The sequence below is a fragment of the Brevibacillus panacihumi W25 genome (assembly GCF_000503775.1).
GTDB lineage: Bacteria > Bacillota > Bacilli > Brevibacillales > Brevibacillaceae > Brevibacillus > Brevibacillus panacihumi_A.
The window spans coordinates 867,501-894,056 of record NZ_KI629785.1 but is presented as its reverse complement, the minus strand read 5'-3'; the positions used below and the strand labels follow the sequence as shown (position 1 = coordinate 894,056).

Annotated in this window: 30 protein-coding genes and 1 pseudogene (1 of these 31 cut by a window edge); 16 read left to right on the top strand and 15 right to left on the bottom strand. The window is 50.0% G+C overall.

The window, feature by feature from the left end; genetic code table 11:
* Window positions 1-174: 174 nt before the first annotated feature.
* On the bottom strand, window positions 175-954 hold the full coding sequence (istB, locus tag T458_RS45400; protein WP_023555287.1) for an IS21-like element helper ATPase IstB: 780 nt from the start codon (window positions 952-954) through the stop codon (window positions 175-177).
* Window positions 951-2,156 (bottom strand): IS21 family transposase, encoded by a 1,206-nt coding sequence (gene istA / locus T458_RS45395; protein ID WP_290367281.1) that lies wholly within the window; start codon window positions 2,154-2,156, stop codon window positions 951-953. The genes istB and istA overlap by 4 nt, the downstream gene beginning before the upstream one ends.
* A 124-nt stretch (window positions 2,157-2,280) precedes the next feature.
* Between istA and T458_RS56580 the strand changes: the two are divergent.
* Window positions 2,281-2,622: pseudogene (locus T458_RS56580) on the top strand (group II intron maturase-specific domain-containing protein); the annotation flags it as partial.
* Window positions 2,623-2,700: 78 nt separating this feature from the next.
* Here T458_RS56580 and T458_RS45390 read toward each other — a convergent pair.
* From T458_RS45390 to T458_RS45380, 3 genes are all read right to left on the bottom strand, one after another.
* Window positions 2,701-3,195, bottom strand: coding sequence for a GNAT family N-acetyltransferase (locus tag T458_RS45390; RefSeq protein WP_252989841.1), 495 nt, complete (start codon window positions 3,193-3,195; stop codon window positions 2,701-2,703).
* A gap of 332 nt (window positions 3,196-3,527) precedes the next feature.
* Complete coding sequence (locus T458_RS45385) at window positions 3,528-4,817, bottom strand: BaiN/RdsA family NAD(P)/FAD-dependent oxidoreductase (RefSeq protein ID WP_023557725.1); 1,290 nt, start codon at window positions 4,815-4,817, stop codon at window positions 3,528-3,530.
* Window positions 4,818-4,906: 89 nt separating this feature from the next.
* Window positions 4,907-5,737, bottom strand: a complete 831-nt coding sequence (locus T458_RS45380; RefSeq protein WP_023557724.1) for a GNAT family N-acetyltransferase — start codon at window positions 5,735-5,737, stop codon at window positions 4,907-4,909.
* A gap of 134 nt (window positions 5,738-5,871) precedes the next feature.
* On the opposite strand from T458_RS45380, the gene T458_RS45375 reads away from it, so the two are divergent.
* A complete protein-coding gene (locus T458_RS45375; protein WP_023557723.1) occupies window positions 5,872-6,381 on the top strand; it encodes a hypothetical protein in 510 nt (169 codons plus the stop codon).
* A gap of 60 nt (window positions 6,382-6,441) precedes the next feature.
* On the opposite strand, the gene T458_RS56095 is transcribed toward T458_RS45375, so the two are convergent.
* From T458_RS56095 to T458_RS45370, 3 genes are all read right to left on the bottom strand, one after another.
* Complete coding sequence (locus T458_RS56095) at window positions 6,442-7,830, bottom strand: HD domain-containing phosphohydrolase (RefSeq protein WP_023557722.1); 1,389 nt, start codon at window positions 7,828-7,830, stop codon at window positions 6,442-6,444.
* 137 nt (window positions 7,831-7,967) lie between these two features.
* Window positions 7,968-8,105: a hypothetical protein gene (locus T458_RS57275; protein ID WP_023557721.1), complete on the bottom strand. Its 138-nt coding sequence runs from the start codon at window positions 8,103-8,105 to the stop codon at window positions 7,968-7,970.
* A gap of 15 nt (window positions 8,106-8,120) precedes the next feature.
* Window positions 8,121-9,374: an MFS transporter gene (locus T458_RS45370; protein ID WP_023557720.1), complete on the bottom strand. Its 1,254-nt coding sequence runs from the start codon at window positions 9,372-9,374 to the stop codon at window positions 8,121-8,123.
* A 305-nt stretch (window positions 9,375-9,679) separates the two neighbouring features.
* Between T458_RS45370 and T458_RS45360 the strand changes: the two genes are divergently transcribed.
* From T458_RS45360 to menC, 6 genes are all read left to right on the top strand, one after another.
* Window positions 9,680-9,904 carry a hypothetical protein gene (locus T458_RS45360; protein WP_023557719.1) on the top strand — a complete coding sequence of 75 codons (225 nt, stop codon included), beginning with the start codon at window positions 9,680-9,682 and terminating at the stop codon, window positions 9,902-9,904.
* Window positions 9,905-10,054: 150 nt separating this feature from the next.
* Window positions 10,055-10,366 carry a YtrH family sporulation protein gene (locus tag T458_RS45355; RefSeq protein ID WP_023557718.1) on the top strand — a complete coding sequence of 104 codons (312 nt, stop codon included), beginning with the start codon at window positions 10,055-10,057 and terminating at the stop codon, window positions 10,364-10,366.
* The gene (locus T458_RS45350; RefSeq protein ID WP_023557717.1) at window positions 10,363-10,914 is read left to right on the top strand and encodes a sporulation membrane protein YtrI; all 552 of its coding nucleotides are present in this window, start codon (window positions 10,363-10,365) and stop codon (window positions 10,912-10,914) included. The genes T458_RS45355 and T458_RS45350 overlap by 4 nt, the downstream gene beginning before the upstream one ends.
* Window positions 10,915-10,948: 34 nt before the next feature.
* Window positions 10,949-11,728 (top strand): sporulation protein, encoded by a 780-nt coding sequence (locus tag T458_RS45345; RefSeq protein WP_023557716.1) that lies wholly within the window; start codon window positions 10,949-10,951, stop codon window positions 11,726-11,728.
* Window positions 11,729-11,829: 101 nt separating this feature from the next.
* Window positions 11,830-12,606, top strand: a complete 777-nt coding sequence (gene codY, locus T458_RS45340; RefSeq protein WP_023557715.1) for a GTP-sensing pleiotropic transcriptional regulator CodY — start codon at window positions 11,830-11,832, stop codon at window positions 12,604-12,606.
* 175 nt (window positions 12,607-12,781) lie between these two features.
* Window positions 12,782-13,894: an o-succinylbenzoate synthase gene (gene menC / locus T458_RS45335; RefSeq protein ID WP_023557714.1), complete on the top strand. Its 1,113-nt coding sequence runs from the start codon at window positions 12,782-12,784 to the stop codon at window positions 13,892-13,894.
* Between the two features lie 69 nt (window positions 13,895-13,963).
* Here menC and T458_RS45330 read toward each other — a convergent pair whose 3' ends face one another.
* Window positions 13,964-15,277 (bottom strand): MFS transporter, encoded by a 1,314-nt coding sequence (locus T458_RS45330; protein ID WP_023557713.1) that lies wholly within the window; start codon window positions 15,275-15,277, stop codon window positions 13,964-13,966.
* Entirely contained in the window at window positions 15,267-15,992 is a 726-nt protein-coding gene (locus tag T458_RS45325) for an ArsR/SmtB family transcription factor (RefSeq protein WP_023557712.1), read from the bottom strand. The genes T458_RS45330 and T458_RS45325 overlap by 11 nt, the downstream gene beginning before the upstream one ends.
* A 172-nt stretch (window positions 15,993-16,164) precedes the next feature.
* Here T458_RS45325 and T458_RS45320 point away from each other — a divergent pair, with 172 nt between their 5' ends.
* Complete coding sequence (locus T458_RS45320; RefSeq protein WP_023557711.1) at window positions 16,165-16,446, top strand: MFS transporter; 282 nt, start codon at window positions 16,165-16,167, stop codon at window positions 16,444-16,446.
* Between the two features lie 71 nt (window positions 16,447-16,517).
* On the opposite strand, the gene T458_RS45315 is transcribed toward T458_RS45320, so the two are convergent.
* Window positions 16,518-17,876: a transposase gene (locus T458_RS45315; RefSeq protein WP_023555811.1), complete on the bottom strand. Its 1,359-nt coding sequence runs from the start codon at window positions 17,874-17,876 to the stop codon at window positions 16,518-16,520.
* A 147-nt stretch (window positions 17,877-18,023) separates the two neighbouring features.
* Between T458_RS45315 and T458_RS56575 the strand changes: the two genes are divergently transcribed.
* Together T458_RS56575 and T458_RS45305 are read left to right on the top strand one after the other, a co-directional pair.
* A complete protein-coding gene (locus T458_RS56575) occupies window positions 18,024-18,938 on the top strand; it encodes an MFS transporter (RefSeq protein ID WP_084567998.1) in 915 nt (304 codons plus the stop codon).
* A 159-nt stretch (window positions 18,939-19,097) separates the two neighbouring features.
* A complete protein-coding gene (locus T458_RS45305; RefSeq protein WP_023557709.1) occupies window positions 19,098-20,432 on the top strand; it encodes an MFS transporter in 1,335 nt (444 codons plus the stop codon).
* Here the strand turns inward: T458_RS45305 and T458_RS45300 are convergent.
* Complete coding sequence (locus tag T458_RS45300; protein WP_023557708.1) at window positions 20,346-21,125, bottom strand: SDR family NAD(P)-dependent oxidoreductase; 780 nt, start codon at window positions 21,123-21,125, stop codon at window positions 20,346-20,348. The genes T458_RS45305 and T458_RS45300 overlap by 87 nt on opposite strands.
* 91 nt (window positions 21,126-21,216) lie before the next feature.
* Here T458_RS45300 and T458_RS45295 point away from each other — a divergent pair, with 91 nt between their 5' ends.
* Window positions 21,217-21,453 (top strand): DUF1540 domain-containing protein, encoded by a 237-nt coding sequence (locus T458_RS45295; RefSeq protein ID WP_023557707.1) that lies wholly within the window; start codon window positions 21,217-21,219, stop codon window positions 21,451-21,453.
* 56 nt (window positions 21,454-21,509) lie between these two features.
* Here T458_RS45295 and T458_RS45290 read toward each other — a convergent pair whose 3' ends face one another.
* Entirely contained in the window at window positions 21,510-22,100 is a 591-nt protein-coding gene (locus tag T458_RS45290; RefSeq protein WP_023557706.1) for a 5' nucleotidase, NT5C type, read from the bottom strand.
* A gap of 94 nt (window positions 22,101-22,194) precedes the next feature.
* Here T458_RS45290 and T458_RS45285 point away from each other — a divergent pair, with 94 nt between their 5' ends.
* Window positions 22,195-22,770, top strand: coding sequence for a DUF4190 domain-containing protein (locus T458_RS45285; RefSeq protein WP_023557705.1), 576 nt, complete (start codon window positions 22,195-22,197; stop codon window positions 22,768-22,770).
* 63 nt (window positions 22,771-22,833) lie between these two features.
* Here the strand turns inward: T458_RS45285 and T458_RS45280 are convergent, their stop codons facing one another.
* A complete protein-coding gene (locus tag T458_RS45280; RefSeq protein WP_023557704.1) occupies window positions 22,834-23,367 on the bottom strand; it encodes a DUF84 family protein in 534 nt (177 codons plus the stop codon).
* Between the two features lie 217 nt (window positions 23,368-23,584).
* Here T458_RS45280 and dapF point away from each other — a divergent pair, with 217 nt between their 5' ends.
* Window positions 23,585-24,445: a diaminopimelate epimerase gene (gene dapF, locus T458_RS45275; RefSeq protein ID WP_023557703.1), complete on the top strand. Its 861-nt coding sequence runs from the start codon at window positions 23,585-23,587 to the stop codon at window positions 24,443-24,445.
* 85 nt (window positions 24,446-24,530) lie between these two features.
* Here the strand turns inward: dapF and T458_RS57270 are convergent, their stop codons facing one another.
* Window positions 24,531-24,680, bottom strand: coding sequence for a hypothetical protein (locus tag T458_RS57270; protein WP_023557702.1), 150 nt, complete (start codon window positions 24,678-24,680; stop codon window positions 24,531-24,533).
* Between the two features lie 280 nt (window positions 24,681-24,960).
* On the opposite strand from T458_RS57270, the gene T458_RS45270 reads away from it, so the two are divergent.
* Both T458_RS45270 and thiI read left to right on the top strand, forming a co-directional pair.
* The gene (locus T458_RS45270; RefSeq protein ID WP_023557701.1) at window positions 24,961-26,103 is read left to right on the top strand and encodes a cysteine desulfurase family protein; all 1,143 of its coding nucleotides are present in this window, start codon (window positions 24,961-24,963) and stop codon (window positions 26,101-26,103) included.
* 29 nt (window positions 26,104-26,132) lie between these two features.
* Window positions 26,133-26,556 carry the 5' end (the start) of a tRNA uracil 4-sulfurtransferase ThiI gene (thiI, locus tag T458_RS45265; protein ID WP_023557700.1) on the top strand. The gene runs 776 nt beyond the window's last position, so the window shows 424 of its 1,200 coding nt (coding positions 1-424); its start codon is at window positions 26,133-26,135; its stop codon lies off the right edge, out of view.

Below are 26,556 nucleotides of genomic sequence, written 5' to 3'. Positions count from 1 at the left end.
TCTGAAGCGAGCAAAACAGAGGATTCGGGAGATCACCTCCCGCACTAAACCACTCCCAAATGTCAACTGCAAATGAAAATTCCTCATTATCTGCACTCGAATTTTCCCCATTATAGGCAGTTCATTTGTTTGAATATTGCCCCCCGAAGGGGGCAGGTAACGGGAAAACTCCATTTATTCGGTTTTATCATCAATCGACTCTGTCCGAAAGAAACCAGCTTTTTTCTTTTCTTTGATACGATAACTTTCCCCCTTAATGTTGATGGTATGGGAGTGATGCAATAATCGATCAAGGATAGCGGTAGCAAGTACCGCATCGCCAAATATCTCTCCCCACGAACCATAGGACTTGTTCGAAGTGAGAATGATCGAACCGGATTCATAACGTTCCGATATAATTTGAAAGAAAAAGTGAGCTGCCGTCTCATCCATCTTGCGATAGCCGATTTCATCAATAATAAGTACATTCGGCTTAATAAATACCCGCATTTTTTGCTTAATACTGTTGTTTTGATGGGCAATCTGAAGGGTCTGAACCAAGTCATGGGCGGTTGTAAAGTAAACTGTAAAACCTTGTTTAATGGCCTCCAGAGCCAGTGCGACAGATAAGTGAGTCTTACCAACTCCTGGGGGACCTAGCAAAATGAGATTCTCTTGTTGTTGTACAAACCGAAGGGTTGCCAAATCACGAATCCGTCTTTCATCAATGGAGGGCTGGAAACTAAAATCGAATTGCTCCAACGTTTTATGGTAGGGTAAATGAGCCAATCTCGTTTTCATACGGATGAATCGATCCCTCTTGGCCTTAATTTCTTCTTGCAGAAGCTTGTCCAAGAACTCCAAATACGATATATTCTGAGCAGCAGCTTCTTCTGCGTGGTGGTGAATAATTTCCGGGATTCTTACCCATCCCATATGCGAAATGGCTTCTTCTAAACGGGCCTGGAGCATCATTGTACGATCACCTCCTCGTCAGCAAACTGCTCATAGACGGATAAATCACGTTCCGCCACTTCGGGGCTTGGATTTGAAACCAGACGCGGCATAGGTTGGGGAGCCTCCGCGCGACTTTGGGTTTGAATCCCCTCGAAGTGTTTTTTATGGGTTACGACTTGTTTGGAACGAACGGCTTTCAGATGTTCAGCGATGATCGTGTTACTCTGATAGATCCGGATATGACCATTCTGGAGATCCTGTACTTCTACCGTATGACCAATATAGGTATAGGGAACAGAATACCGGCTTCCTTCGTAAGAAACGAGTGAATCGTTGGATACTCTTCGAGTATGCCGTTCTACTTCTTCGAAGGGAATCGGGTTCAGCGGCTTCAACTGTTCATGTTTCCATCGCTCTACTGGCCTTTCATAAGTCGTGCCGTGTATCCGTACATTGGCCACTGTGTCCAGCCACTGGCGTACTTGCTGATTCAAGTCACTTAGGCTGGTAAACGTCTGTACGCGAGGCCAAAAATTCTTTCTAACATAGCCAACACCATTTTCTACTTTCCCTTTTGTTCGCGCGCGGTAGGGGGCACAACGCCGCAGCGTAAGACCGTGATGACTTGCAAACTGGGAGAAGCGTTCATTCCACAATACATGCCCTTGCTCGTCGTAGCCAGCAACGACGGTTTTCATATTGTCGTACAGACATGTTTCCGGTCTGCCGCCAAAGTAATGCATGGCACGTATGTGGCAGCCGATAAGGGTATCCAACCGTTCATTCTCTGTAAACTCCACATACAACATTCTCGAGTATCCCAAAACCATGACAAAGGCGTACAGCCGTTTGTACCCACCATTCCACTGAACCTTGAAATGTCCCCAATCGACTTGAGCTTGTTTTCCGGGTGCCGTTTCAAAACGGATCGTTGCTTTGGTTGTAACAACCGGTCGCAACGGTTCCATAAATGAACGAAGAAGGCGAATTTGCCCTGGGTAGCCATGAGCTTTAATCTCATCAAACAAAACGACAGCATTTAAGCAGCCCTCTTCCATTCTCTCCTTGATATAGGGTTTATACGGATCGAGAATGCTTGTTTTTGTAACGGATCGTTGGTATTTTGAAGGTTCATTCTTTTCCAACCACTTGCGAACTGTTTTTCGATCCCTCCCTAGTGAGTCAGCAATTTGTGTGATACTCATTCCTCTTCCTCTCATGTCCTTAATCAAGTAAAACTCCCCATTCTTTAGCATATTTCTCTCCTCCAGGGAGAGATTTTCTGCCAAAAGTGGGGAATTTTCAAGTGCCGTTATTGAGGATTTTAACAGTGCTGTTCACACAATGGAATACAGAATTGACGATCTCAATGAGTACCTTACAGGTTGGTGTGGCTATTTTGCCTTGGCTGATACCCCTTCGGTGTTCAGCCATCTTGACGAATGGATTCGAAGAAGACTCCGAATGTGTCTCTGGAAAGAGTGGAAGCGCCCGAAAACAAAAGTGAAAAGGCTTATCTCCTTAGGAGTTCCCAAGGAAAAAGCCTATGAATGGGGCAATTCACGAAAGAAACAATGGCGAATTGCATGTAGTCCAATTCTTCACCGAGCATTGAATAATGCTTACTGGCGTAATCAAGGTTTGAAGAGTTTGTCAGACAGATACACCTATTTGCGTCATACCTAAATGAACCGCCGTATACCGAACGGTACGTACGGTGGTGTGAGAGGACGGGGGTTAGTCACCCCCTCCTACTCGATTAACTTATACCACATGTAAGTCTTTCTGATATTTACTATGACCATCCTCGGTACTTCCCATATAGGCATATCCGTTATGAACATAGAATTCATTCAGTGTTTTGTTGTTTGCTACGCAATCAAGTTTTATCTGTTTTTTGCCAGCAGGAAATATAAGTTCTCTTTCCATCCATCGTAGAATGTCTCGTCCCAAACCTTGACCCGAAAAGGTTCGTTTTATCACCAGTCGATGAATAAATACAGAATCGGTAATAGTAGATTGCTTCCATATATGTTTATCCCAATCATCAGGTGACGTGGATATGGTTACAGTTCCCGCCAGCACATCATCTTTTGCAATGATATAGGCTGTTTCGTTTTTTATGCTTTGCATCACATCATCACGTCCATATCCATCAAGGAAATGACGCCATTGTGAAAGGCCTTTACTCTGTAACCAAGAAGCTGTTTCGAGGAATAGCTCCATTAGACTCGCAAAATGTTTTTCTTCTGCTTTCACAACCAAAAAGTGATTGCTCAATAACGGGTTCTTTATCGAAATACGATCCGCTGTAATCTCCTCCTTAGATGGTTTACCAACTGATTGAAAGACAAATTTTCAATAAGTAATCATTTTTATTCGACGTTTTGTTCTCGCACTCCTTTATCCATAAGCCCTAAAACATGGCAAAAAAAAGAAGCGACGATAGGAATCGCCGCTTCATCCAGTAAGATAAAGGGAGTAGAGGTGTGAAGATCAGTCCCCAGCACCGACGTCGGGTGAATCTGATCACTCTTGACGAACAAGAGTACCCAACACTCATCATTCCCTATTCGGCCCGGAAGTAAACCCTAGGAAAGCAATTCAAGGGATTTTCTTGCGCTGTTCGTCCCAGCCGCATAACCGGAGGAAAAGGCTATGGTGATGTTATAGCCGCCTGTATGCGCATGGACGTCCATGACTTCTCCCGCGAAGAAGAGTCCCTCCATCAGTTTGGACTGCATCGTGCGCGGGTCAATCTCCTTCACACTCACCCCGCCACCGGTGATAAAGGCTTCTTCAAGCGACAAGGTGCCTGTGATCGTCAAGGGAAGAGCTTTGATCTGCTTGGCAAAAAGGGCCCAATCCTGTTTTCGCATGTGGCTGAGTGTCGTATCCTCCGCGATGGAAGCCAGGGAGAGCAAAAGCGGGATCAGACGTTCAGGCAGGTAGCCCCTGAGCACATTTTTCACTGCTTTTTTGGGCTGTTCCTCCAGCAGTTTCCAGCTTTCAGCAGCGATCTCCTCTGCGGACTTCTCCGGCATCAGGTCGATCGTCAGGGCGAGGGGAGCACCGCCGTGCTTGCGCTGTGTAATAGAGACATAGTGACCCATCCGCAGTACCGCCGGCCCCGAGATGCCGAAATGGGTAAAGATCATATCCCCTTCCTGCGTCGTCACTTTTTTTCCGTTGGGAGCGTACAGCGTCATTTCGACTTCACGCAAGGAGAGGCCCTGCAGCGATTTGTCGCGGATATATGCATCGTTGGCAATCAGTGGAACCTCGGTTGGATACAATTCAGTGATCGTGTGCCCGGCTTCCTTCGCCCAGGCATACCCGTCTCCTGTGGATCCAGTCTGAGGGACGGAGCAACCGCCGACGGCAATGACGACACAGGAGGAGGTAATCACTTCTCCGGATTGCAGCGTAACGCCAGTCGTGTGACCCTCGCTGTAATTGACCGTTTTCACAGGCGTTTGCAGACGGATGTTGACCCCCTGCTTTTTGATCTGATTGATCAACGCTTGGGCTACTGTGACAGCCTTGTCCGTCACGGGAAACATTCTGCCGCGATCTTCTTCTTTCAGGGCAACGCCTAAGTCCTCAAAAAAACGAATGATCTCCCGGTTGCCGAACTGGGAGAGGGCGCTGTACATAAACCGGCCATTGCCGGGCATTTGTTTAATCAGTTCGTCCTGTTCCTTGGCATTGGTCACATTGCATCGGCCGCCGCCTGAGATGATCAGCTTGCGCCCCAGCTTCGCCCCTTTTTCCACCAAGCAGACACGCGCTCCTTCGCGCGATGCCGCCCAAGCTGCCATCAGTCCGGAGGGACCGCCGCCGATAATAATCACATCGTAATCGTGTTTGGATACATTCATGTTATACTCGTCCTTTGTCGGTTTCAGTCATGCCATGCTCATTGTATCACAAGAGGCGAGCAAACACGCCGCAGCGTATGAAAAGCAGCCTATGCCCGCTCAAGGAGAGCTGATAGCGGTTGTTTTTCCAGAACGTAGATGACCATGTCCTCTTCCCGAATCAGATGCGTCACGGCATATCCGCGGGCAAAGTAGGAGGCAAACAGGGTTCCAGTCATCTTGCGCCATTCGGAGGCCACCGTCAGATCGGCTCGCTTCACGTCTTGGAAAAAGGCGGGCACGGGGAGCAGGACGACATCTTCTTCTCGCGTCGTGTCCATCTCTACAGGTCGCGGAAGATTGGCGCTCTTCTCAAAGCGCAGAACCTGCGGCGCTCCTTGGAGCTCTGGCAGCCTTTTCGATCCAGTCCGATAGTTTTCTACGCGATTGCTTGCAAGAAACCATTCTACCAAAAAACGATCTGTCGGAAGTCCGCGGTTGAAATCATCATCTAATGAACCGTAGCAATTCGGGTAGTATGTGCGGACGATGCCGCCCAGCTTGACGATGTTGAGAAATCCATTCACGGTCTCCAACGGATCATAGGTCCAGGTAATCTTGGTATGTCCCAATTTGATGGCTTCATCCCGTTGCAGCCACTTCATCTGCACGCCGAGTCCCTGCTTTCGGTATTCAGGCAAGAAGCCCATCATATGAGAGCATAGATGGGGCTGACCGTCCGTATAGCCGGGAAAACTGTAAAGAAAGCCGATGATTTGATCATCTCTGTCATAGGCTCCCAAAAAAAGGCCTCCGAATTTCGCCAGCGTCAGCGTCATGTGATGAGGAATCGGGGTTTCGCCTTTCCAGATTGCGGACTCCAAGGCCTCCAGCTGCTTCAGTTCCTGCTGTGTTTTCAATTCGCGAAACGTAATTGTCATCGATGCATCTTCCTCCCACTCCATTTCTGCTATTTGCAGTTGATTCGGTTATTGCGATGTGAAATCCTTCTCTTTTCCCAGTATAATAGAGAACAGAAATGCTGAGTAATACAGAAATAAGAGGAGGTGGCGACATGCAAGCAGTCCTGTTATACACGAAGCAATGGGGAGATGCCACATCTTTTGAATTCAACGTATTCGACAATCAGTTTGCGACAGAGAATCTCGCGGTTCGCAAAGTCATGATGTCGATGCTGGAGGCTGTTCGTCCGCGTTTGACAGAACTTGAGGTCGAATATAATGACAGCATGCTGATCGAGAAGCTGGGTGTGCGCCGAGCAGGCGAGCTGCTCCGTTTTCTGGGCAGTACGAAGGAAAATACGCGTGAGCAGACAAGCCAGGGGATCGTCGTCAGCCGCTCCTTCCGCAGTCCGATGACGGAGGAGAGATACCGGTACTTCTACGAGATGAAAGATATTGCCGAGCTCCCACACTATCGTCTTTTGGAAGGACAGGAAGACCGCATCGTCTTCTACTTTACCCGTTATCTGCAGCTCATCGCGCCCGACCAAGAATCCGCCGAGGCATTTATCAGCGGCTTGCAAGCTTTTTCCCTGCCTTACAAACTGGTTCCCTTGAAATAAAAGAAGCCATTTTGCACTTCTACCGAAGGGCGAGATGGCTTCTTTTGTCATCGTCTGGATTCATCCGCCAATGGGATGCTGGGTGTAAATCACTTCTGTTTCCTTGACGATCGGCTCCAGCAATTCATTGGCTCGCGAGATGTGATGGGCGTGGTGGAAGGTATCTTCGGTTACGCTTTGGAAAAAGGCATCTACGACCTTCGGGCAAAATTGCGTGCCGGCGTTTTGGATGATCTCATCGCATGCTTTGGAGAAGCTCAGTGCTTTGCGATAGGCGCGCGAGGAAGTCATGGCATCGAAGGAATCGGCTACGGCAGCTACGCGAGCCAGCAAAGGGATGTTCTCTTCCTTCAACTGATCGGGATACCCGGTTCCGTCATATCGCTCGTGATGATGGCGGGTGATCATCAGGATCTTCTTGATGCGGCTCGCGTCTTTACTGGCGGCCTGAGCGTACAGTTTTCGCAGCAGAGCCTCGCCGCGCACGGTGTGGGATTTGATGACCTCGGCCTCCTCTTCGGTCAAACGGCCCTTTTTGAGCAGAATATTGTCCTCAATGCCGATCTTTCCAATATCGTGCAAAAGCCCACCCGTATACATCATATCAAGCGTTTCGTCATCCAATCCCATCTGCTTGCCGATGATCCGCATATAGTAGGCGACACGTTGAGAATGTCCGGAGGTGTAGGCGTCTCTTTCTTCGAGCGCGACAGCCAGCGTTTTCAGGATGCTTTGATTCACTTCGGCCAACTGAACGCTCTGCAGCTTGGAGGAGACGAAAGCCTTTTCCTTATGGTAAGTCCGATAAAAGAGAATGGCGGTAATCAAATAGCTGACGGTGACAATCATGATCAGGAAGGATTTTACCTGACTGAACTGTTGATAAAAAGCTTCTTCATCCATCGTAAGCGTGATGTACCAATCCCATTGAGGGTAGTAGCGAATGGTGGCTATGCTGCTGGAGTGGGAGGGGCTTCCAGGTTCAGAAAAGGAATACGAGACGGTATCCATTCCTTCAAAAAGGACTTTCTTCGCAAAAAAACCGTTTCCCATCTGGGACAAGCCGAATATATTCTGACCCTCCAAAGAATGATGAATAATCAAAGTACCCTGAGAATTGAAGACGAAAAGTTCGGAACCGGGAGCAATCGCAAGGCGGTCCCGGGATTGGTCTGAAGAATTGTCCGCGTGCCGGGAGCCGACGAACATCTCTCTGATTTTGTTTTCCACCTGTGTAAAGCTGAGTCTATCGTGTTTGATTTGTTCATTGTACAGGTCGAGAAGCTGTGTGACAGTGCCAAGCTGCCTATCCATGGCGTCAACACCGGAGCGGTAGAACACGATTTTGGCTTGCGTATACCCGAGAAAAACGACCACGGTGAAGAGGATAGGCAAAAAGACGATGAAGAGGGAAAAAAGATGTGATCTGGTCGTCGGTTTTAGTGGCAAGGTCCTACGTCCCTTCCGTTTATTGGGAAACTTATTTATTCATCATAGGACAATTTGACCAAACCTTCAAGAAAAGATCGAAGCCTGTCAAAAAAAAGGGAGAAGGTTGATCTGTTCAACCCTCTCTGATTTGCTGCTCACGTGGAAGGGCGATTAGGACCCTCCAGTTTTTTATCGCCGTAGCCCGGTGCGTCATTATGTACCGATTCGGGCTGACGGGTTGCCGCTTCGTTTGGATGCTGCGCGGCAGGCATACTCTTCTTTTCTTTGCTCATACGTGCTCCTCCTTTCTATACGGCTCCTTCTCTTGACCCTTGACCTGCTCCACGACGAGAGGGAGGTGTCCCTTTTTTGTGGCGTGCTGTTGCGTAGATGGCGAAAAGTCCCAGGATGGCTGCGAGAAATACAGTTGCGATCGCGTAGACAATCCATGGATTGACACTGGTAACTCCACCCAGTCGCTGTACGAGTGAGCCTCCGATACTGGTGCCGAGCGCAGTGCCGATGCCGGAGACAAAATTGGAGAAACCGAAGTACGCGCCTAACCATTTTTCCTGGGCAAAGTGACCAACCAGGCTGTCCTGGACCGGCATGAACAGCATTTCGCCGAAAATAAACAGCAGGGCTGCTCCGCTGAGAGCGATAAAATGATTTGCCCACCCCAGTGCGGTCAAGCCGATGCCGAGCATGAGAATCCCCAGCGTCAACGCCAGGTAAGGGCTGATCCGTTGGAGCACGAAGCGGGACACGGCTCCCTGGAACAGCACGACGCTCACCGAGTTAATGGTCCAGATCAAGCCGATTAGCGTCGCAGAGTGCAGGACGGCTTCCCCCCGCAGCGGAAGAATCATTGTGAATTGGGCATAGAGGGCCCAAAGCAGCAGCATGATCCCGGAAAACATCATGTAGCTGCGATGTGTGAGGATATGTCTGTATTCCACTAGCGGTGTACGGGGACATTCAGGGCCTACGCAATGATCGGCTGGCAAACTGATTCGCGTCAGGATGGCCAGGATCAAAAATACGAGAGCTGCGAGCAAGAAAGGCTGTTTGCCGATGGAGGTCAGCCAGGTAATGATCAGTCCGGCCACGATGATGCCGGAATGGGCGAAGATTCCACGCCAGGAAAAGGCGACTGTCCGCTGATCCGCCATAACCTGATCGGCTATCATGGCTTTGATTGTCGGAGACAAGAGGCCGACTCCCAAGCCATTGACCGAAGAGAAGAGCAAAAATAGTCCGTAGGCCTGAGCATAGTGATAGCCTAGCATCGCGAAGCTTTGCAGCAAAGCGCCTGTCATCATGACGAAGCGTCTGCCGAAGCGATCGGGTAGAGGTCCTCCCAGCAAACTCCCAGCCTGATAGGCGAAGCTGCCTACACCCAGAATCAAGCCGACCTCGGAAAGAGACAGGGAGCGCACTTTTTGCAAAAAAATGGGGAAGACCGGGACGATCAGATAGGCTGCGAGATGCATGAAAAACACGAGAACCAGAAGCATGAGATACCGCTTGTTGCGCCACATCAAGGCAGTTGAGGCTTCCATAATCGCCTCCTTTTTCATTCATCCTCCGTAGGTAGTATGAGTGGAAGGGGAGCGTCTCTATGCACCGGAGTTGGGCATGCGCGGAAAATGGTCAATCACAGGCTAAGGTACAATCCAACACTTTCCTTGCGTCATATACCTATAGGGAAGGGCACTATGGGCGGACAGCCAAGTGCGAGGCGTGCTGGTTGGTGAAGGGGGGACGGACATGAGTTTTTTTAACCAGGATGGCTTTGAAGTGGTGATCTGGATTCTCGTGATCATCTTTCTCCTCTCTATATTTTTTGACGAAGGGATAGATTAGGATGAGTGCCTACAGACCTGTTCGTCGCTTGAATCAATACTATCAGTCAAACGAGGGCTTCAAGGCTTGGGTAAAATTAAATGAGAAATGGTTCAAGGAGAATCCGGAAGTGTTTCGCCAGCTTTTGCAAAACCCCAACATGGTGAACCTCTTTATGGATTTGATGGTCATGAACTCTGCAAAAATCCAGAAGAGGCTGCGGAAGATGAGGCGAAACCAACGCTGACCAGGTACGGCATGCTGTGGAATGCATGCCGTCACTTTTTATCCCTTCTTCCAGACTGCATTCCTTCCCGGGACAGGTCATTCATCATATTTGTCAGACAAGCAGCGTACGTTTTAGCATAGGTCATGCTGTCGGGAGGAGGGATGCGGGATGGCACAAGTGGTACTCACTTTCTTTGTTGCCTATGGAATTGTTGTTGGGGGCGCCATTTCCGGCGGATTAGGAGCTTTTTTGACCGATAAACCACCGCTGCTGTCCATGTTTCAACTGGCTACGCAACTGAAAATATTTGGCATCGTGGGAGCCTTGGGGGGGACATTTGATTCCTTTTTACAGATCGAAAAAATTCTCATGGGAAATTTCTCTCCCGTCATCAAGCAGATGGTCATGATCGTCGTCGCCTTTTGGGGCGCTCACATCGGGACCATCTGTGTACACTGGCTGGTGCAGGTGAGATCATGAGCAGGCGGCCATGGGAACGATACATAGCCTTATTTGTCATCGGCTGTCTGCTCGGCGGAGCGTCAATCTTGTTTATGCATGGCCGCGAGATGGAGGAAATGATGCTGGTCAAACAAAGTCTGGAGCTGCAAAATAAGAAGCTGTACGAGGAAAACCTGTCGCTGAAGAAAAACCAGCATGTATCTCGCAGAAAACAGGAGACGGTCATCGAAGAGATCCGCGTAACCGTGTTGGACCCGAAGCCTCACCCGACTATCGAAGTACAGGTCGTTGATAAGATGGAAGAAGATCTCGAATCCTTAAAAGGGAAAAAAGTGGAGCAGGTGGCAGAGGTTCATCAAGTCCTGCATGAGATGCTGCGCAGGCGCGAATACGTTCTCTCTGACGGCAGCATGTCAGAGGTGCGCATCAAGACTGTCGTGATCAGCCGAACCCTCCATCTATTTGTAACGGCGGAAGTGAAAACGGAAGAGGTGTGGCAGGCGGTGGCCCGAAACTTTCTTACGTTCCACTCGTATATTCAATCAGAAAAAATCATTAAGCTATAAGTTGAGGATCGCTACAGAGGAGAGGTTTCGTGCCGTGACTTTTTTTAAAAAACTGCTGGCTAGTGTCGGAATCGGAGCAGCCCGAGTGGATGCTCGTTTGTCGCAGGATTCACTGGTACCCGGCGATCAGGTCACAGGAGACATTCACCTGACAGGCGGGGAAGTGGCACAGGAAATTGATGAAATTTACATGTACGTCATTACACATTATGAGCGGGAAGATAACCAGAAAAAGGGAAGAGAAGAATGCGTGTTAGCCAAACATCGCTTGACAGAAAAAATTGTGCTCCACCCCAATGAGACGATTGCCTTGCCCTTCTCTTTTACCCTCCCTTACCAAACCCCGCTGACGATGGGACGCCAGCCCGTCTATTTGCGGACAGGTCTGGACATCAAAATGGCGATGGATCCGGGCGATTCGGATTTTATTGATGTGCGCCCGCATCCTTACATGGAAAAGGTGCTGGATGCCATTCAATCCATCGGGTTTCAGTTGTACAAGGTGGATTGTGAATATAATCGCTATTTGGGAAGAGAGTATCCGTTTGTCCAGGCATTTGAATTCCGGCCAGTCGGTATTTTGCGCTGGCGTGTGGAAGAGCTGGATGTCTTCTTCTTTTTGGAGGAGACGGGGCTGGAGATTTTCTTTGAAGTGGACAGACGTGCCCGCGGTTATCTGCGTGCGCAGGAACATGCATTTGATCTGGAAGAGCGCTACAAGCGACTTTATCTGTCTGCTGATGATCTGGAGCTTCCGATGAGCGAATTGGCGGAAATGATCGAGAAACGCACATTGACACAAATCCCTTCCTAACCATTTGCATTGGTCTCTTTCTAATGTTTTGATTTGCATGTATAGGCCTGGATTTTTCTGACAATACTGTGGGCATAAGAATCCAAGGAGGAAATACATGTATGAACTTATTAGAAAAGACGAGAAAGATTAATGTGATGCTGCAAAAAACAATGGGTGGAAGCGGTGTCGGCTATCAGGACCTGGCCCGATTGCTCGCAGAAGTGATTGCTGCCAACGTCTATATCGTTACGGCAGACGGCACGATTCTGGGCAATGGCCTGAATCAGGATATTTTGCTCAGCGAGGATGAGCGCAAGTCCAACCAGCTTCCGGCTGCAGTGAATCAAAAGCTGCTGGAAGTGAGTCAGACGATTGCGAATGAGCCGATCAACAGCCCGTACAGTCTCGTTCCGCAAGAGCTTCGCGCTTTGTTTCCGCAAATGATGACGACCGTTGTGCCGATCAGCGCGGGTGGAAGCCGCTTGGGTACCCTTGTGTTGCTGCGCCCCATCGGTCTGTTTGAGACAGAAGATCTGATCTTGGGTGAAATCGGAGCGACCGTCATCGGAATGAAAATCGTGCGGCAACGTACCGAACAGATCGAAAATGAAGTGCGTGATAAGACTTTTGCCAAAATCGCGCTGTCTTCCTTGTCATACAGCGAGCAGATCGCCATCGAAAAAATCATGGAGCAGCTGGATGCCAAAGAAGGCTTGCTCGTAGCCAGCCAATTGGCCGATCAAGCAGGTCTTACACGGTCCGTCATCGTCAATGCGCTGCGCAAGCTGGCAAGTGCCGGTGTGCTGGAGTCGCGTTCACTGGGGATGAAAGGAACCTATATCAAAGTGCTCAATGACAAATTCCCTTCCGAATTGGCGAAGTGGAAAACCTCCTGATCCATTATCAAAGGAAAAGCTATTTTGCGCCTCAGACGGCTGCAGGATAGCTTTTTTTACGTTCAAAGGGCGATCTTGTATTCAGCAAAGGATCGTTGTACCATGAGATTGTTGTCGAAAGTGAACGAATATTTCGCCGTTTAGGCAGGTTCGTGTAGGAGAGGAGCAAGCCCAAATGAAAATAGAGCGTGTCGAGCTGCAGCACCTGCAGATGCCGCTTCGTTTCCGGTTTGAGACGAGTTTTGGCAGTACCACGATGAAAGATTTTATTCTGGTCAGCGTGTATGGGGATGGCGAGGTGGGGTACGCAGAGAGCGTAGCGATGCCGGATCCATTCTATAGCGAAGAGACGACCGATACAGTTTGGAGCATACTGGAGAAGTTCTTGATCCCGCGCCTTTTTGCCCATCCCATTGAATCTCCGGAAGAGGTAGAACGTCTCTTCGCGCCGATTCGACGCAACAATATGGCGAAGTCTGCCTTGGAGGGAGCTGTCTGGGACCTCAGCTGCAAACAGAAAGGCATCTCTCTGGCCAAGGCATTGGGCGGAGACAAGAAAGTAATTGATGTCGGTGTCAGCATCGGAATCGAGCCAACCGTAGATGAAGTGCTGGCAAAAGTAGAACGCTCCCTGGGTGATGGCTACAAAAAGATCAAGGTCAAAATCAAGCCTGGCTTCGATGTGCAGGTGATCCGGGCGATCCGCGAGAAGTTTGGCGATGATGTGCCGCTGATGGCAGACGCCAATTCCGCCTATACCCTGGATCATCTACACATCATGAAGGAACTGGATCAATACGGTTTGATCATGATTGAACAACCGCTGGCTCACGATGACATTGTCGATCATGCCAAGCTGCAGGCTGAGATTTCTACGCCGATCTGCCTGGACGAAAGCATCCACACGGCAGAGGATGCACGAAAAGCGATCGAGCTGGGAAGCTGCCGAATCATCAATATCAAGATCGGGCGTGTCGGCGGTTTGACGGAAGCCAGGAGGATTCATGATCTTTGCCAAGCAAATCATATCCCTGTCTGGTGCGGAGGCATGCTGGAATCCGGCGTCGGCCGCGCCCACAATATCGCCATTACCGCTTTGCCAAACTTTACGATACCGGGCGATACATCCGCGGGCAGCCGCTATTGGGAGGAAGACATCGTCGAGCCGGGCGTGGAGTTGATTGCTCCGGGAGAGCTGGCAGTACCGGATGGACCGGGTATCGGGTACGCGCTTAACCAAAAGGCCGTCGGGAAGTACGTATTGCGCACTGCCCATTTCCGCCCCTAATTTCAGTTTCACAACCAAAAATGGCACGAGCCTGTGAGAAGCTCGCGCCATTTTTTTATTTTGTGCCGATCAGGAAGACAGCGGCGTCGATTCTGCGGATACCGCAACGGGTTGCACCCAGTTGGGATGCTGCTCCATTTTGCGGAATTCCCGAAACAGATAGAGGGACAAACCGATCAGGCCCAAGACAACGCCACCCGCCAATAATAGGGTTGCGGGAGTCGCCAGCTTGTTTTGCAGCACGAATGAGCAGAGAGCGTAGCTGACTGGTCCAAGTCCAATCGACATAAGAGAAAGCAAGGACATGACCCGCCCGAGCATACTTCCGGGGACGATGCTCTGGATGTAGGTGATCAGTGGGATGTTGGTCAAGCTCAAGGTTATTCCCAGCACGATCATGGAGAAAAGGCCCATGCCCAGATGCTGCATGAAGAATAGAGAGCTGGTAGCCATTCCCATCACGCCGACAAAGAGGGGGATAATGAGAAATCTGCCGCGAAAACCATTGCATAACCCTGTAACAATTCCTCCCAGAATCGTGCCAATCCCCATCGTCATCCCCAGTGTACTGTAGTCGCTGCCGTTCCAGCCCAGATCCTTGACCAGCAGCGGTAAACCCATATTGATGGGACCTGAAAACATCATGTTCATGATCAGAGAGGTACCCAAAATAATGCAGAGAATCGGCACAGAGAACGAATAGCGAATGCCGTACCAGATATCCCGCAAATACCCGTCCTTCTGGGAGGCGGATTCCCCGTCTGCCTTAGCTTCGACTTGTACCGGACGCAAGCGCAAGGTAAGAATGAATACCGTTCCGGCAAAGAAGGAAATGGCCAAGATCCCAAACATCAGCGGATAGTTTTTCGTCTGAATCAAAAACGCGGCTGCCAAAGGGCCGCAGACCATGCTGATCTGCTGGGATATTTCCATCAGGCTGTTGGCCGGCGCTAATTGCTCGCGCGGCACCAGGAACGGGACAATGGAGCTGCGTGCAGGCCAGAAGAAGGCATCGACCGTACCAAACAGGGCAGCGATCAAATAGGCGGAGTAGGGCAGCCAGCCGCCGCTTCCATCCAGAAGCAGCAGGCAAAATCCAATCAGGATCAACCCGCGCGCAATCATGGAGAGCGTCATGATCCACTTGCGGTTCCAGCGATCGGCAGCCACACCGCCAGCCAGCATAAACAGCAGACGGGGGATGGACATGCAAATCAAGGTGGTTCCAAGCATCGCTTCAGATCCGGTCACATCGACGATAAACCAGGAGAGCAGGATGAAAAAGGCGCCGTCTGCAAGCGCGGACAGGACGGAGCCGCACCACAGCCGAACGAATGAGCTGTTTTTCCAGAGCACATGCTTGCCGGCTGAATTAGTTGCCATTCTCCCGATCCCCTTTCTTTTTGCGAGAGACGACGACTTTATCGGTCAAGTGCTTAAATTCGGTCGGGGAATGCTCATAATCATCAGGCAAGGAATCATCGTCAGCGACGTAGTAACGTTCATTGCTCATGAAGCCGACCGAGACGAGATAGAAAATCTCTTCCGTGTCCTCCATTTCTCCTGCCTTGATCCGTGATTCGTACCGCGTATCCATCTCTCCTAATTCATCCAGCAGTGCTTGGTATTTTTTGAGCCATTTCCGGATTTCCTCACGAGGAGCTTTGACCTCTGAGCTTATGGCGATGGCAGGAGGACGCTTTTGCGGCTCGGCAAATTGCAGGAAGGATTCCTCGGGGGCGTTGTACAGACGCGTGATGCTTGTGCGTAAATGGTTCAGCATCACTTCCTGCAAGAGCATCGTATCTTCCTGCAAAGAGGGGAGAAGCGCGTCGCTCACCTTGAAATCGTATGCGACAGCCCGGAAGAACTTCTGTACGATGCCATTTTTTTCTTCTGTCCGGACGACTTCAATGAATCCATTGCTCTCCAGTTCCTTCAGGTGATAATGCACTTTCGAGGGGGAAAGAGAGAGGAGGCTGGCCAATTGCTTGCCGGTGTACTCCTCCTTTACCAATTGTGTAATCATTTCCATGCGCAGCGAATCGCTGATGGCTTTTAACTGATCCAACGTTTCAATGACAAGAAAACGCTTCAAGGAGATCGACCTCATTTCAAGGGATACTGAACGTGTTCTGTAATTTAAACGTTCAGTTTTATTTGAACGTATTGTAACAGTTAAATCATTCGTCTGGCAAGAACCTTTTTCCCATTTTTTTTGACAAGTGATACAATACGGAAAAAAGCGGTGAGAGGTTGGTTGTTCTCCTATGCATCTGTTAAAGCATCCCGTCTTTCTCCGCCTGTATCTAGCTCATATCGTGCATATCATCGGGAATGAATTTACGTTTATTGCGGTAGTCGGGCTTTTGCATGACCTAAGCGGGTCAGGTCTTTCCTTTGCTGCCGGGACAGTGTTTAGACAAGTGCCATACGTTCTGACGAGTATTTTTTCCGGACCACTGCTGGAAAACTGGAATAAAAAACGCGTCATGCTGGTGGTCAATCTCTTGCGCGGCATTCTCGTCGGACTCTTTTTCTTTATTACTTGAATCAATTTCATAATTGCTCATCTTAAAAATATACAGACTGCCCCAATCTCTTCTTTATCCTTTTTTAAAAACTAAGCCGCGACTGGCTTCTTGTTTTCCAGTGCGTTACGAATCCGATCAGTGGCTAATTTAGCGGCATTATAAACAAGAGTTACCAAATCAAAATGAACTTTGGCCCTCTTCCCTGTGCGATAGCGTACGTTGTTCAGTTGGAAAAATTCTTTCAAATAGGCATTCACCCGCTCGACAGCTGTTCTTTGGTCATAGAGTTCTTCCCACGTTTTTGTTCCTCTGGCCGGAGCCGTATACTTCCGAAGATCCGTTTCGACCTTAATTTTATACACCTTCTGACAGAGGGAATCTTGAGCCAGTGGACAGTCTTTGCACTCCTTGGGACGTACAAATTTCAGTGTTTTGTACTTTTTATCATAACTGTCGTAACGATAGGAGTGCTCTCGGACACATGTGGGAGCAAAGTGCTGGTCGAACCCAACCATTTCTCCTTCATTCCGCTTGTTGTAAGCAATAATAGCGTGAGCATCCATTCGACTGATTTGCTGATAAATGGGTTTGTAGTCATACCCTGCATCCATGATTCCATAATGTATACGATCCGGCAGGATCGTCTGAACTCCTTTGAGCAAAGGAATCGCCGCTTTCCCATCATTCATACTTCCAGAGGACATAAGGGAACGAAGAATGTATTGACTTTTCGTGCCGACAGCAAGATGTGCTTTGTATCCGTACCAAAACACGTTTTTCCCTTCACTATTTTTCTTGATTCCCCAGTCAGGCTGTAAAGGGACATGGGTTAAGAGCTCTTCCAATGGGGCATCCAGTTGGGCTGCAATAGATTTCTCGTATAAGGACTTTTGGGCTTCTTCTTCTTGCTTTTTCTTGTCGTATATTTCTTTTTCTGCTTTCGTTTTACGTCCGCGTTTCTTCGGTTCCGGCTTTGGCTTTTTTTCCTTTGCTACTCCACGGTCACGAGATTCAAAATGGGTCGCATCGAAAGCAACCGCTTCATCATTCACGAACCCTTCTTGAATCGCTTGGAGCAATAACGTATCTTGAACCTTCTCGAGAAGTGTTGTTTCAGATAGCTTCTGAACCAGACGTGAGTACGATGCCTCAGAAGGAAGGCTGTCTGAAACCAAAAAACCGCATTCCAACCGAAAGATAAAGTCATGTTTAAGCCGTTTCCGTAAATCTTTCACGGTTGGAATCCGTTCTACGATTCGAGCGACCAAAGAATACAGCATAGCAGCATAATTCAACTCAGTAGGAGCTCCATAGATCGACTTTTTGGAGATAACACAAAGAATCGGATCGATGTCAAGGGTGGAAAAAATCGCTTCAAATCGTTGGGGAGGTTCTAAGTCGAATAATTCTTGTATATCAAACAGGCTTCCTTGTCTTATAATGGACATTGGGAGTCATCCTCCATTCTCTTAAGTTTGGGTCGCACTTAACTTATTAGAGATTTGGGGAGGTACTCCTTTTTCTATGCTCAAAAACCCTTGAGCCCGTAGGGCTTAGATTTATGAAATTGATTCACTTCGTCTGCTTTTTTGTGGGTGGCTTTTTTACTGTTGGTGCTGGTCAATATCTGCAGTGCCTTCTTCCAGCCCGCCATGCAGGTAGCGATCGTGCAATCCGTCGATGAAAAAGATCGACTGGGGGCCAACTCCCTTTTGCAGGGGACGACTTCTTTTCTCATTATCGTGTGCCAAGGGATTGCGGCTATTCTCGTCTACCTGTTTTCCTATCGCTATAATTTTTTGCTGGATGCGGCTTGTTATTTTCTATCGCTTTTGATCCTCTTGCGCCTGCCTCCCTTGGTGACAGAACGCGTGCAGCAGGCATCTGCTGGTTTCTTTGCGCGTTTGCAGGAAGGCTTTCGCTACATCAGCCGGCAAAAAGAGATCGGCAGGGTGATCCTGTATCAGATGGCGGAGCGAATCTGCGCTGCCTATTACATCATGCTGATGTTCTACATTTTGCAGGAGCGGGGAGAGGGCTTGTACGTATTCGGGCTGCTGGACATTCCGCTCGGACTTGGCGGAGTGATCGCAGGTGTGATTGCCACCAAACTGGCGGACCGGTTCAGCGACCATAAGCTCTCTGTCGCACAGGGCTGGGCCTTGGTGGCGATGGGAATCTGCATATATGCAGTCTTCCATATCCAGCCGATCATGGGAATGGCAGTCGCAATCTTGTTCTGCGCCTTCGCTTCGTTCCTCTCGTCGATTCTTTCTGTCACGAAGCTGCAGCGTCTTACGGATCCAGCATACCTGGCACGCGTTTTCTCCATTCGGGAGATGGCGACGATGGGGAGCTTTTCGGCCAGCTGTCTGATTTTGGGCGTTGGCGCCGAGCATGTCGGAAGCGCAGTCTCCTCCGTATGGCTGGCTGTGTTTGGGATTGTTGCGGGGGTGGGCTGGTTGTGGAGCCGACGCCAACTGCAGCGAAGAGAAGCGGGAACAGAATAGTATGGGAAAAAGGCAAGCCCCGCAGCGTGGAGATCGGGGGCTTGTTTTGTGTAGAGAACAATGAAATAACTTTTTTCTATTTTCGAAATATAATGATTGAAAAAGTATGTTAACAAGTTATAATAAAGTCAAAATCTACAAAAAGAAGGGGGATTCTGCATGAAGGAGCTATGGCTTCAGCGTCCCTTCCGCTGGTATTGGCTAGGTCTGTTTTTATCGGGTTTAGGCGATCAAATGGGCTGGATGGCGCTAAGCTGGTTCGTAATGGAAAGAACCCAGTCCCCTGTGGCGATGGGCGGCATCATCATGGCGTATATGCTGCCAGCGGTTTTTGCCGGATTGGTTGCAGGCGTGCTGTTGGACCGTTACGACCGCACGAAACTGATTGTGGTGGACAATGTGGGGCGAGGCGTGATTTTTTTCGGACTTGTTGCGCTGCTGCAGATGGAACAGGTTCCGCGCCTGCTCGTTTACATACTGGTTGTCTGTGCGGGGATTTTGTCACCTCTGAGCTCGGCTGGCGCCCAGACTTTATTGCCGCGGCTTGTCCCGAAAAAGGAACTGCTGGTAAAGGCTAACGGGGTCATGGAAAGTCAGTGGCAGATCGTCTACATGCTGGGGCCTGCCATGGCAGGTGTGCTGATCGGGTGGATCGGACCGGCTCATGTCCTGATTCTCAATGCAGCCAGCTTTTTTGTCTGCGCTTTTTGTTTTTCGCGGCTGCCGAGACAGCTTATCGCTCACCAGGTTCAAGATCAGGAAGCATCGTCGGGGAGTGCGGCGAAGAAAGTGGGTCCGTTCTTACGCTCCCTGCTCGCAGATATGCGCGTCGGGTACCGCTATTTGTTTGGTCGTAAGGAAATGCTGCTGCTGGTTATCTTTACGTTTTTGTTCAACATGGGCTACGGACCAGTAGAGGTAGCGTTGCCTTTATACGCCAACAAGGATTTGGCAGCAGGACCAGTGGGCTTGGGGATGCTATGGTCTTCACTGGCCGGAGGCGCCCTGTTGGGGTCATTGCTGTTTACTGCTGTTCGCTGGAAGCTGGCTACAGGCGTGACGCTTGGCGGAATCATTGTCCTCTGGGGATTGGCGACACTCCCGTTGGCTTTGTTTACAAGACTGGAGGTCGCCATGCTCGCGATGGGGATTGCCGGATTGAGCTTTTCGCCCTATAACATTCTCTACCGCAGCTACCTGCAAAATCATGTGCCGGATCATTTGCTCGGAAGGGTTATGACGAGCATCCGTACGATCACAGGGACCGGGATGCCGGCAGGGGCCGCCGTCTGTGGCGTTTTGATTCCCGTTTTAGGCGTTCGTGGATTATTGGGAGCGGGAGCGGCTGCCTGTATCCTGACGGGACTTCTTGCCCTGGTTCTTTTGCGAGGCTTGGATCAGCAAGAATCACTTGCGGTTGATCAGCGGGGCGGCGATTCGCTTCAACCAGTGGGGCAGGAGGGAGTAGAGCTGGGAGAGGAAAGAAAGGCGTAGCGGCAAGGCGATCTCAGGCTGCCTTTTTTCCACTGCCTTCCCTATTCGTTCCGCGGTCTGCTCCGGTGTGAGCAGGTAGCGGCGCACCTTGTTGCGATAGGCTCCCGTATGATCGGCGCGATCCAAAAAAGGCGTATCGATCGGACCAGGCATGGCGCAGGTAACGCTGACACCTGTTCCTGCCAGCTCATGGCGAAGACCTTCGCTGAAGCGGATTACCGCCGCTTTGCTGGCTGCGTAGACGGCTGCTTTGGCTGTCGCTACCTGTCCTGCCAGGGAGGCTATATTGACGATATGTCCAGAGCGGGCCTGCAGCATCATCGGCAAAAAAGCCCGTGTCAGATACATGACTCCCGCGATGTTGGTGAGCAAAGTCTCATCCAATTCCTCCAGCCGCATGTCCGTCAGCGGCGTGAAAACGGCTGTGCCTGCATTGTTGTACAAGAGATCGCAATGTCCAAAACGCACCTGCACCCAGGCGACGAGTTGGCGCACTGCTTCATTGCTGCTTACATCAAGGGTATAGGTATGCAACAGATCCGTAGCAGGGAGGTGCTGGGACAAGGCAGCAAGCGCTTGTTCTCGGCGGCCTGTTGCGATGACCTGATCGCCTTTTTTCAGATGGAGCTCGACAAGCGCGCGGCCAAGCCCGCCTGTGGCTCCGGTAATGACGACGACACGTGAAGAAGTCATGAAAAGGAAGTCTCCTTTGGAAGTGTGTTGGGGATTGCCAAGTATAAGCTGAATGGTGAAGGTGAAGGATAGCCCCTAGGGGGTGATAGGAATGCCGACAGTAAATTGCAGTGTAGCCAACTGTACGTATTGGGCAGAAGGCAACAAATGCAGCGCTGATGAGATCCTGGTTGAAATTGATGCACACGCGAAACAAAACCTCGATGTAGAATTTGCAGGTGAGTACGGTGGTGGCAGCAGCACGGAAACCAGCCATCAAGATGCAGCCAATACTTCTTCCCAAACCTGTTGTCTGACGTTCAAACCCAAGAACTCCAAAAGCAAGTAAACCCTTGCGCTAGAAAAGACGTATCCTCCGGTGGAGTGGTACGTCTTTTCCCTGTATTACCGAGAAGCAGTTTGAGGAAATAGCTGCTTTACCTTATGGTTTACTTCCTCCCAGGTGTAGACCCGGTGAATGAAATCTGGCAAAACACCCTGATTGTACGGGGTATCAAATAAAAATATAGGAATTTCCAATTCCTCCGACAATTGCAGAGCATTTTCCAACCGATCCTCGAGGAACAGATTGACCTCCCATTTGCGAGCTGATGCCAGCTTGTCGTGAGAACCGATCAAATCTACTTCATCGTAGGGAATGTGGTAACGGGAAAACCAGTTTAAGGTTACTTCACGGTGACGGTCTTCCCTCGCGCTGATATAGATCAGTTTATGCTCCTGATGCCAGCTTCGCAGGATTTGATCTGCATTCCCGTGTACAGGAGCCTCATGATAAAGCCGTTCGCCGTACTGATCCAGCCAGTCGGCAAATTCCTCATCGGTAATCTTGTAAATATTGGCCAGGTTGTACTCCAGGCAATCTTCATAGCGTAAATTTTTTCCAAAGCATTCGTTCATGAGAGGTACAATACTGCTTGGTGAAGTTACTGTACCGTCTATATCTATGCCAATGGTTAGGACTTTTCCTGATTTCATCCTCTCGCCTCCCGTTTAAATTGTACACCCAAGGCAGACAATAAGGCTACTTCCTTCACCAACAAATCCTTTTCCAAAAGGGGCTGAGCATGCCATGACGGACCAAGATGAACGTATGACTGCGAGGCGCAAGGAAGATACCGGTTTTTCTGAGACGGTCGATCTGCATGATACGGAGTTCGCAGCCGATACATGGACAAGCGCTGCCCTGACTGATGGCGAAGCGAATGCCAAGCGACGCATCGAGTATGATCCGTATACACAGACAGAACGCTACAGAGGTGAACTGGTTGGTGAGGAAGCCGGGCAGACAGGGATGAGTGAAGAAAGAGGTACGGAGGAGAAGCGCATTACGGCTTCGAACGTACGCGACAATGATGTCGAGTCAGCAGCAGAAATAGCCGAGCCGATTCCGCGCTCGCGACGGGCAGACGACCAGGAAATCGATGGAAGCCCGAGAGCAGGAGCCAAAGGCATCGGAATTACTGGGCTTGTGCTGTCTATTCTTTCTTTGTTTATGTGGCCATACCTGCTCGGAATTGTGGGGATTGTGCTGGGGATTGTCGCCTATCGCCGCGATGCGAAAATGACGGGAGTATGGGCGATTGTACTTGGGGCGGCTGGCATTTTGGGTGCCCTGGTTATCTATCCGTACTTTACGACGCGATAACCTGCCAGCACATCAAAACCCGCGGGCAAAACCTCTCCTATGGCTGGAGAGGTTTTTGTCTGTCTACAGCTTGTACAGCGGGGAGATAAAAGGAGTAATGGCGGCAATAACGGCTTGTTGGAACACGTCAGCGCGCTGGATGCGCCCTTCCGTCAACAAAGCGTATGCCCCTCCCTGTTGATTGCTGCCCCTTGTGTTGCCCCACTCATCAATGACAGTACTCAGCTCGATACCCTCCTGTACAATTCGCTGTGCGGCTTGAAGCGGAATGGGAAAGCTGAGTCCTTTTCCTATAGACAATTGATTGCCATCCCAGGCAGCGCAGATGGAGATCAGGTACCACTGCTGGGTGTATGCTTGGTCGAGCATCAAACCTCCTTCCAGGCCCAGGCCGATGTGGTGCTCGGGGAGCTTTTCCAGCACGGCTTTTGCGCGATTGATCGCTCCTCGGATTGTCTCTTCTTCGGACATGGGCTGGTCCGATACCCCGGAAGGAACCGACAGACATGACGGTTCTACTCCGGTTGCCTGCACCACCGCCCGCCTTTTTGCACCATTCTGGGTTCCCAGTGCATAGCGAAATTGGGCATAATCCATGTCATCGAACTCCTTTTCCACACATTGATTTCAGGAGTAGTATACCATTCTACAGTTTTCTCCACGAAGGTTGACCAATATGTTAAGATAATTCATACAAAACGTTCACGACCGTTTTGCTTGACCGCAAGCGGTCATATCCACTTTTATGAAAAACGTCGAGACGTTTTTCACATAAACAAAATCAACCTAAACAAAGAAAAAGAGGAGTAGAGGAATGAAGTTCACGAAGATGCATGGATTAGGCAACGACTACGTGTATGTCAACTGTTTTGAGGAAGATGTGAGCCGTGTGGACCTGCCTGAGCTGGCTCGGCAGGTGAGTGACCGCCACTTCGGGATCGGGGGAGATGGCCTCATCCTGATTCTTCCTTCGGAGCGGGCAGATTTCCGGATGCGCGTCTTCAACAATGACGGGAGCGAAGCGAAAAACTGCGGGAATGGACTTCGCTGCGTGAGCAAGTATGTATTCGACCATGGATTGACCCAAGAGACGAGGTTCACGGTGGAGACATTAGGCGGAATCATGGCTCCTGTCGTGTCGGTAGGTCCGGATGGAAAAGTGGATCAGGTCAGCATCGATATGGGCGAACCGCGCTTTGAGCGATCAGCGATTCCGATGACGGGCATTCCCGAGGAACGGGCCGTAGAAGAAGTGATAGATGTCGTCGATGCTTCCTTTACGATGACGGCTGTCTCGATGGGCAATCCGCATGCAGTTCTGTTCGTGGATGAAGTACGTGATGAAGATGTACGGCTGTACGGGCCTCAAGTGGAGTTTCATGAGTGGTTCCCGGAGCGGACCAATGTCGAGTTCATTCAGGTTTTGAATCGGCAGGAAATCGAATTCCGCGTTTGGGAGCGGGGGACTGGCGTGACACTTGCCTGTGGGACCGGGGCTTGCGCCGCGGCTGTCGCAGCCTGCCTCAGAGGGAAGACGGATCGGGAAGTAACGGTTCATCTCGCTGGCGGGGATCTGTTCATTGAGTGGCGTGAGAGCGACAACCGCGTCATCATGACAGGTCCGGCGGAAGAAGTTTTTTCCGGTGTCTACCAGGGGCCGATTCCTTACAAATAGATGGACACAAAAACAGCGTGATGTCTTGCTCGATCAAATCAGAGAGCAAAGCGTCACGCTGTAGCTTTTTTAAGGAAACAGAACATTACCCGTTGTACACTTCGTTGAGATAGGCAATTTCTGAGCGTTCGAAGCGAGGTGTATTTTTTTTGTTCATTTTGGCTAGTTCAGCTTGCAGTTTTTTTATCTCTGCTTCCATTTTGCTGATTTTTTCTTGCATGGCTTGCGTAGTCATGGTTGCTCTCTCCTAAGTTGTTTTTTGTTTTTATCTAAATTTATTGACTATTCTAAAGAAAGGAACTGGCGATGTAAAGAGCCTATTTATGGGTGTAAGCGGTTACTTCGTGAACGGATTGTGAACAAACGCTCAATCATGGGTTGAAAATGGATATGGCAGCTGTAAAAGGTGGGGAAAATAGAGAGCAGACATGATTTTTGGCTATATGTGATCAGGGAAAAGTCATGTTATGATGAAGCGTAGACTAGGGCAGATGCCCCAAGAAAGGTGTAGGCAAGTGATTTATTTCGATAACAGTGCGACTACCCGTCCCCATCCACAGGTCATTGAGACGATGAGCAAGGCGATGTCAAGCTATTATGGCAATCCATCTTCTCTTCATCGCAAAGGTGTAGAAGCAGAAAATATTTTGAACCAAGCGCGGGCTGTAGCTGCCGGATATCTCGGCTGCAAGCCAGGCGAGATCTTTTTTACTTCAGGCGGGACAGAGAGCAACAATGCGGCGATAAAAGGTGTCGCTTTCCAATATCAAGGCAGAGGGAAGCATATCATCACGACGCAAATCGAGCATCCCGCCGTGTATGACGTTTGCAAGCAACTGGAGTCGATGGGCTTTACCGTGACGTATCTGCCAGTGGATCATGAGGGACGAGTATCCGTGGCAGACGTACAAAAGGCAATGCGGCCTGATACGATCCTCGTCTCCGTCATGCACGTAAATAATGAGTTGGGCACGATACAGCCAGTCGAAGAGATCGGAAAGTGGCTCAAGCAATTTCCCAAGGTTCTTTTCCATGTCGACGCGGTGCAGGGAATCGGCAAGGTTCCGCTGCGAATCAAAGAATCCGGCATCGACCTGCTGAGCTTGTCTGCTCATAAATTCCATGGTCCACGCGGCATCGGCATTCTCTATAAAAGGGAAGGCTTGATTATCCAACCGCTGCTCACCGGTGGCGGGCAGGAGGCAGGGGTTCGCTCCGGTACGGAAAATCTGCCGGCAATCGCAGGATTGGCCAAAGCATTCCGCCTGCTGCAGGAGTCGGGTGCAGATGAACCCTCACGTCTGCAGCGTCTGCTTGAACAGCTGCGGGAAGGGGTTTCCCCGATCGAAGGAATTCAGGTCAATACGCCGGCAAAAGGAACAGCGCCTCACATTATGAATCTGTCTGTTCCCGGAGTGAAGGCGGAAGTGCTGCTGCATTCCCTCGAAGAACGGGGATTTCTCGTCTCCACCAAGTCGGCCTGCTCCTCCAAGGCGAATGAACCCAGTCGAGTGCTGATGGCGATCGGGGTGGGGACTGAATGCGCTTCTTCTTCGTTGCGCATCAGTCTCGGCCGAGACAATACAGCCGATGAGGTTGAACAGTTTATCGTGGCGTTGCGGGATTGCGTGAAGACATTGCGTTCTTATATGAAATAAAAATTAGGGAAACTGAGAAGGAGACTGACATGAACTACGATGTAATTTTGATTCGCTATGGCGAGCTTGCCTTGAAAGGGCGCAATCGCGATCAATTTGAGGAGGCATTGGCTCGAAGCGTAAAAAGCGTCTTGCGTTCCTTTTTCAAGGTAAAGGTGCGCCGTAATTACGGGCGAATGTATGTGGAACTGCACGGAGAGGATGCGCATGAAGTCATGGAGCGGCTCAAACGCGTATTCGGAATCTCTTCGTTCAGCCCTACGATCCACGTCGAGCCTGACCAGGAGACGATCAAGACGAGGGCGCTCGAGTTGATCCGCCAGATGGACCCGCAGCCGCGGACGTTCCGTGTCGTGACACGCCGTGCGGACAAGCGGTATCCGACTCCATCCATGGAGATGAACCGCATCGTCGGGACGCATATTTTGCGTGCACTGCCGCAAATCAAGGTAG